General features: G+C 65.7%; 4 protein-coding genes, 1 tRNA gene and 1 pseudogene. 2 read left to right on the top strand and 4 right to left on the bottom strand.

Annotated elements, in window-relative coordinates:
- Both E1298_RS49555 and E1298_RS19420 read right to left on the bottom strand, forming a co-directional pair.
- Positions 1-368: pseudogene (locus tag E1298_RS49555) on the bottom strand (hypothetical protein); the annotation flags it as partial.
- A 36-nt stretch (positions 369-404) separates the two neighbouring features.
- The gene (locus E1298_RS19420; RefSeq protein ID WP_131895215.1) at positions 405-767 is read right to left on the bottom strand and encodes a response regulator transcription factor; all 363 of its coding nucleotides are present in this window, start codon (positions 765-767) and stop codon (positions 405-407) included.
- 128 nt (positions 768-895) lie between these two features.
- On the opposite strand from E1298_RS19420, the gene E1298_RS19415 reads away from it, so the two are divergent.
- Positions 896-967: transfer RNA gene (locus E1298_RS19415), tRNA-Arg, on the top strand.
- A 132-nt stretch (positions 968-1099) separates the two neighbouring features.
- Here E1298_RS19415 and E1298_RS19410 read toward each other — a convergent pair.
- A complete protein-coding gene (locus E1298_RS19410) occupies positions 1100-2365 on the bottom strand; it encodes a tyrosine-type recombinase/integrase (RefSeq protein WP_165975555.1) in 1266 nt (421 codons plus the stop codon).
- A gap of 302 nt (positions 2366-2667) precedes the next feature.
- Here E1298_RS19410 and E1298_RS19405 point away from each other — a divergent pair, with 302 nt between their 5' ends.
- Positions 2668-5310 (top strand): tetratricopeptide repeat protein, encoded by a 2643-nt coding sequence (locus tag E1298_RS19405; protein WP_165975554.1) that lies wholly within the window; start codon positions 2668-2670, stop codon positions 5308-5310.
- Between the two features lie 53 nt (positions 5311-5363).
- Here the strand turns inward: E1298_RS19405 and E1298_RS19400 are convergent, their stop codons facing one another.
- Positions 5364-6710 carry a serine/threonine-protein kinase gene (locus tag E1298_RS19400; protein WP_131895209.1) on the bottom strand — a complete coding sequence of 449 codons (1347 nt, stop codon included), beginning with the start codon at positions 6708-6710 and terminating at the stop codon, positions 5364-5366.
- Between the last annotated feature and the right edge of the window lie 258 nt (positions 6711-6968).

The following is a 6968-nucleotide window of genomic DNA, read 5'->3' as shown; positions in this document are numbered from 1 at the left end:
TCAGACGCCCAACGCCCCACCCACGAAGCCCGCGCATAGGCGTACCGAACCGAAAACCCCGGATTCTCGAACGTCCTCGGCCACTCGTCCCAGCGAAACCGCGGAACCCCGGTCACCCCATAGCCGGGATCCCCCAAGATCCCGTCCACCAGCGCCCCGGCCCCCACCTCGACCCTGACGAACCCGCGCCCGGTAACGACCCCCCCGACCCGCCGCGCGATCACCCGCGGATCGACACCCAGCCGAAGCGCCACAGGACTCTCATAGGCCGACCCCACAGCGAAAACAACAACCCCCTGCGGCACCACAACATCAAGCTCACCCTGCGCCACAGCGTCCCTCACCGCGGCCACAAGGGCATCGCTCACATCGCCTGGAGTCACCCTCGCGAGACTATCCGACCACTATCTGGACACTGCCGCCAGCTTCCGCACCGTCTGGATCAGCTGGTTGGGGTCGAACGGCTTGGTCACATACGCGTCCACACCGATCTCATGCCCCCGCCGCACATCATGCTCCTGCGCGCGCGCCGTGATCATCACAACCTTGATATGCGCGGTCCCCGGATCCTCCCGCAGCCGTATCGCCGTGACCCACCCGTCCAACCGCGGCATCATCACATCCAGCGTGATCACATCCGGCCCGACCTCGCCCACCCTCTCCAGGCAGTCCTGACCGTCCACCGCGGTCGACACCTCGAACCCCTCCAACTGAAGGTTCACGGCGATGAGCTGGCGGATCACCTCGTCATCATCGACGACCAGCACGCGTCCAAGTGGCTCGGTCACGGCCACGAAGTTAGTCGACTCGCCCTCCCAACGCACGGCGAACGCCCAGGTGCGCGTCACCCCGCCAACCCTGGTAGCCTTCTTCTCGCGCCGCCCAGGGGGCGCAGGCCCCCTTAGCTCAGGGGATAGAGCAACGGCCTCCGGAGCCGTGTGCGCAGGTTCGAATCCTGCAGGGGGCACCCCGAAACGATCAGCCGGTTCCCGCACTTGACCTGCGGAAACCGGCTCTTGTCGTTCATGGGCCATGTGACATCAGATGCCACCACGGGACGCCGTATGCCACGGCGCGTGTTCCATTTGTGTTCCAGGATCTAGCCGCCAAGGGCGTCGTCTATGCGCCCCTCCCACAGGTGGTCCTGGCCAGCGATGACCTTGGCGTAGATCTTCAGCAGCACCTCCACACTGTGGCCGGCCCACTCGGCGACCTGGGTAGGCGGGACGCCGGCGTTGAGCCGTAGCGAGACACCGGCGTGCCGCAGGTCGTACGGGCGCCGAGCAAGACCCGACGCCTCCTCGGCGGGCGCGAGAGCCAGCGTGCGCGCCTTGTGCCAGGTGCGCCCGTAGCCGGACGGGAGCAGCACTCCCCCGCGCTCCGTGCGGAACAGCCGACCGTCCGAGCCGACGCCGTATCGGTCGATGTGACCTCGCAGGATCCGGACGAGGTCCGGCGGGATCGGTACGGGCCGCTTGGCCTTGCGGTGCCGTCCTTTGAGCCCGCGGTCATCGTGGTACTCCCCCGAATCAGTCCATTCGGTTCCGACCGATGGTTTGGAACCGGCGAGGGTCAGCCGTCCCCATCCCGTGGCAGGCAGCTTGCAGTCGGATTCACGCAGAGAGACGACCTCACCGGGCCGCATCATCGCGTAATAGACGCACGCGAAGAACGCGACCATTCGAGGGCCTCGCCGAGGGCCGGCGTAGCTCACGGCCGTGAGTAGTTCCGTCATCTGACGCGGTGACGGTACAACGGCCGGGTCTACTTCCTCCCGCACTTCGTCATCTTCGGTCGGCTTCCAATCGAGACCGTCGATCGGGTTGACGGCGAGGCGTTTCCGTTGAACGGCGTACTTGAGGACGTTGTAGAGGACGCGACGGCGCCGGGTGTAGTAGCTCGGCGCGGCGGCGGTACCGTCCAGCTTCCGAGCGCACGCGCCGAGGGCCATCGTGATGCCCTCAAACTCGGCGAGGTCAGCGAGCGGTACGGACGTCTTGCGGACCCAGTTGAGCGCGGCGGCCACCTCGGCAGGTCGGTCGGCCTCGCGCCGATTCTTATTGTACTCCCACCGGCGAAGCGCGTTCCGCAGCGTCTCCGAGTCAGGCGCGCCCTTGCGGTCGGCCGTGAGACCTACCGTCACGGCCGTAAGCGTTTCAGCGATCGAAATCCGCTGTTTGCCGGACACCTTGTCCCACCGATCGTCCACGTAGTCCCGCGCGTGCTGATACCAGCTCACGGACAGGGCCGCACGGATCATAGACTCGGGTAGACCGCTTTCGACGTCGAATGCCTCGCCTCGCCGACCACCCCGCTGACCTGGGTAGTTGTCCGCCGCACACGTTGAGAAAGCCAGCAGCCTCACAAGAAGTTCTCGCGGACTCTGTGGCGAGCACCCGACAATCGCAGCGCCGCGCGGGCGCTGGTTGTAGGCATCCCCGCCACGCGCTCGTCTTGCGGTGGTCGCACGAGGCTCCTTTCACCGGTGAGACAGCCGGACGCGGGAGGTCGCCCTGGTCACGGCTAGATGTCTGTGGGGCATGCGAAGCTTGGACGCGACGCATCCCAGGGCCGTGGAGGAATGAGGACGTGCCCCGCTCGAGATCCACTATCCGGCCCTCGATTGGAGGAGCCCGTGCCGCCGGCGGGCTCGAGTTCCAGAGTCACGTGTTCGCCTGGTTCGCGGCGAGGGCGGTGACAGGCCAGCCACCCGGTCTCGGCTTGGGAGACGATGTCCGGATCACAAGTGTCGGCAGCGAGACGGGACTCCCGCTGGACGACGTCGGAGCGGCTCTGAGCAACGGCGGGTTCGTGCTCGTTCAGGCGAAGGCGGGCATGCGGCAGCTGGCACGGAATGCCGCCGATCTGCGACAGGCCGCCGACCAGGTCGTGGCGGCGCTCATTGACGGGATCCGGACGACCAGCGGAGCACGCACGGTCGAGGCGGGGCGGGACCGGCTCGTCATCGCGACCAACCAGGACGGCAGCCAGGCTTTCGATGACCTGGGCAAGGTGTGTGAGGTGTTCCCCGGTCCACCGGTCCACCTGCCCATCGACGTCGCCGCGCCGACCCTTGCGCAGAAGCGCGCGCTCAGCACCTTCCTCTTGACGATCCAAGATGCGTGGTCCGCCGCGATGGGCCGCGAACCCGCGGAAGCGGAGATCCGCCGACTGCTGGACGTGCTCCAAGTAGTGAGACTCGACTTCCGAGAGAGGGACGGGGTCGACCTGCTCCGGACCGCGCAGCTCCTCAGCGGTTGCGCGGCCACACCGCTGGTCGACCGGCCCCTCGCTGCACTGATCGAGATCGGACGCGCGACGATCCGCGAACAGCGTTGGCAGACCTCCGAGCAACTCCGTGCGGCGGTCCGTCAGCGCCACCGATCGGCAACCGTCCGGGAGCCGCGCGACTGGCTACGCGCATTGCCGCGAGCGTACGTGGGGCGCAGCGGACCGGAGATCGCGGAGCTTGAGTCGGCGGGCGCCCAGACGGTCACTGTCATCACCGGCGCGGCGGGCTGCGGCAAGACGGTGCTGGCCGTACGGGTCGCACGCGACCTGGCGGTTCGATGCCCGGACGGCCAGCTGATGATCGACATGCGGGGATTCGACGACAAGGCGCCGATGTCGACGGGTGAGGCGGTCGACCTTCTACTCCACCAGGTGGGTGCCTTCGTCTCGGACAGGGAGGAAACGTCTGAGGCGCGACGGCTTCGGCTTCTGAAGATCTTGAAGGACGGCCGTTTCGTCGTCGTGCTGGACAATGTAGCCGACAGCCGGAGCGTGCTCCCTCTGCTTCCACATGGTGATGCGTCCAAGATCATTGTCACCAGCCGACGCATGCTCGCCACCTTGGCACGCGAGCGCGGTGTCGGGAGTGTGGAGATCGGTCTGCTCACGGATGCCGAAGCTGCAGGCCTTTTCACCGCCCTGGTCGGTCCGGAAAGAGTGGCCGCCGAACCGGATGCCACCCGACGACTCGTGGCGGCCTGCGGGAACCTGCCTTTGGCGATTTCCATCGCCGCAGCCCAGATCGCGCAGATGCCGGGGCAGCGCCTGGCGCGAATCGCGATCGGCCTGACCGCGGCCGACGATCGGCTGGACTTCCTCGATCTCGGCGAGCCGGAATCGTCGATCCGATCGGTGTTCTCTTGGTCCTACATATTACTCACCGAGGAGCAACGGCGAACGTATCTGCTGGTGGGCGCCGCGCCGGGACCGGATCTCGACCTTGCTGGCACCTGCGCTCTCCTGGGTTCCTCACAGGCACACGGACTCTTGCGAGCCCTCCGGCGACGAGGATTGATGCAGGAGAATGCCGATGGCACTTTCGCCATGCATACCCTCTTGCGTGACTTCGCCACATCGTTGGTAGGCCTCGGGCATCTGCCGGAGCAGGCGATGAGCGAGGCGCACAGCAGGCTGCTCCAGCATTACGTCCGAATGTTGAAGGAGCCGGAAGGTGGAGACCGCTGGCTTGAAATCAATCTGGACCGCGCGCTCGCGGCGATACGGCACGGCACAGGCGGTCGACACAAGGCCGCAGTGCAGGAGATTGCCGACGCTCTAATCGACCCATTGTGGTACAGGGGACGCTTCGATGACGCGGTATCCCTTTTACGATCGGTCATCGATGGCATCGATCCGATGGACACGGCAGTCATGCGCGCCTACTTCCTCCGCCTCCTCGCGATCAGCCTTCGCCGCGCGGGTAGCCCGGATGACAGCGTGAAGTGTGCACAGAAGGCCCTCCGGCTCTTGGAGCAGGAAGCACCGAATGAGTCGGGCCGGGCACGCGCCGACTGCCATTACATCATCGGGGTGGCCATGGCGACGGAAGGCGATCACGAAGCCGCCCTCGGGTATCTTCGCCCGGCATTGGCCGGATTCGAAACCCATGGAACCGAGTCCGATGTCGGAGATGCGTTAAATTCGATCGGCTGGAGCCTGGCCATGGTGGGCGAGCCCGAGCAGGCGCTGATCCAGTGCCGTCGCGCCGCCGTCCTCCACGAGCGCGTCGGGACGGCCAGGAGTCTCGCGGCCGATCTGGACAGCATCGGCTACATTCACCGTTTGATGGGCAACCACAGCGCAGCCCGTGAGCAGTTCGAACGCTGCCTCAACATCTATCGCGAATCCGGTTACAAGCCGCACGAAGCGCGCACTCTTGAAGAACTGGGTGACACCGCCGCGTCTTCCGACGAGTTCCTCAAAGCATCGCTATACTGGACGCAGGCCGAGGAGTTGTTGACCGCACTCGGTCATGATCTCACGACGATCCAGGCGAAACTGAGGACAGCGAATCGATGACGCAGGCGAACCGCCCGACCAATCCAAAGCGCCCACCGCTCGCCTTCAGGGAATCAACCCCCTGAGGAGCGCTCACGATATCGACGAATGACCTCGCGAGCCTCCTTGATGAAGCGGTCGCGTGGGTCGATTCCGTTTTCCCTGGCCCTTGCGGTCAGCCCCTCCCACAGTTCCTTCGCGCGCGGAGAGTCGTCCACCTCAAGGAAAAGCTCGATTCCACGTGACATGATCCTCCGCACGTCGGCCCCGGCGACCCCCTGAGCCATCTCCACGGCGGCGATCATTTCGTTGAGCAGCATCCACGCCTCTGCCTTCCGCCCTTCTTGCACAAGGTCGCGCACCCGGCGAAGGTTCTCAATGGACGCCGTCGGATCCACCTCGGGATTCGCGACCGATCGCGGCGGTGACATCCGATGCCCGTGCTCGCCGTCACCGTCCTGCTCTGGCGGACGGCACGGATCGCGGAAGATCAGCGTGAGATCGTAGGGCTTGACAGTTTCGACACCGCTCGGAGCAAAGGCGGGCAGGAAAGGCCGCAGGCGTACGAAGACTTCGCGGGCACTCTCCGGGCGCTGAGCGGGTTCCTTCTTCAATAGCTGCATGACCAGACGGTCCAGTTCGTCAGGGACGTCGCCGTTCCGCTCCCGCAGCGGCTGCGGCTCCTCTTCAATGTGCGCGGCGTCGAGCTCGGCGTCTGCCTCGTAGTCGAAGACCGGGCCACCGAATACTCGATAGATCACGCAGCCGAGAGAGTACAGATCGCTCGGCGTCGCCGGGCCGGACCTGGCTCTCAGGACTTCCGGGGCCGTGTAGCCACTGGTCGTCGGGACCATCCTGCTACGGGTCGTGACCCTCGGCCGGTGAGGGGCGACGATGAACGCCGACCCGAAGTCGACGAGAGTCACCCGGCCCGTCGCGGCGACCATTATGTTCTCGGGCTTGAGGTCACGATGGAAGACAGCGTCACGAGCACCGTGCACCGCGGCCAGGATCGAGCTCAGCTGAGCACCCAGGCTCACGCCCTCGGCGATAGTGAGACGTCCTCCGGCTTCCTCTTCCAACACCGATCCGAGATTCTTCCCGGCGATGTACTGCATCGCCAGGTACGGCGGCTCTCCGATATCCGGGTCTCCAGCGGACCAGCCGTACACGACCGGGATCCCCGGATGGCTGAGACCGGCGATCGCGCGCGCCTCGACGGCGAATCGCTTGAGCAGATCGCCTGGCCTCCCGGGGTCAGCGGTCGCCTCCCGGCCGTCGTGATTCAACAGCACCTTGATCGCAACGTCGCGTTCCAGTCGCTTCTCCCGGGCGAGCCAGACCCTGCCGAAGCCTCCCTGGCCCAGCGTACGGGTGAGGACATACCTCCCCCCGATGGTCTGTCCCGCTCTGACCGTCATCGACGACCTCGAACCACTGCAAGTCGCATCACTTCACGCTGAATAACAGCAAACACCTGACAGCTCCCTTTGACTCATGGAAACCTAGCCTTCAGAGGAGGGGGAATGCCAGCGTCTTCCCATGATGGCCGGGCTACGGCGATCCGGATTTACAGCAGCGCGGTGCGTGCGGCCCCCGCAGAGGACGTGACGGCGCGAGCGTGTCCATCTTTTCACAGGTTCAAGGCTGACCCCTCTCGATCGCGTCCTCCCCTGGCA

The organism is Actinomadura rubrisoli (assembly GCF_004349215.1).
Lineage (GTDB): Bacteria > Actinomycetota > Actinomycetes > Streptosporangiales > Streptosporangiaceae > Spirillospora > Spirillospora rubrisoli.
Note: the sequence above shows the minus strand (reverse complement) of the source record. Positions and strands in the feature narration are given on the sequence as shown.

Bases quoted from the DNA above. Each gene is read 5' to 3' on its own strand.
- E1298_RS19400 (WP_131895209.1), bottom strand. From the start codon at position 6,710: ATGACGGTCAGAGCGGGACAGACCATCGGGGGGAGGTATGTCCTCACC.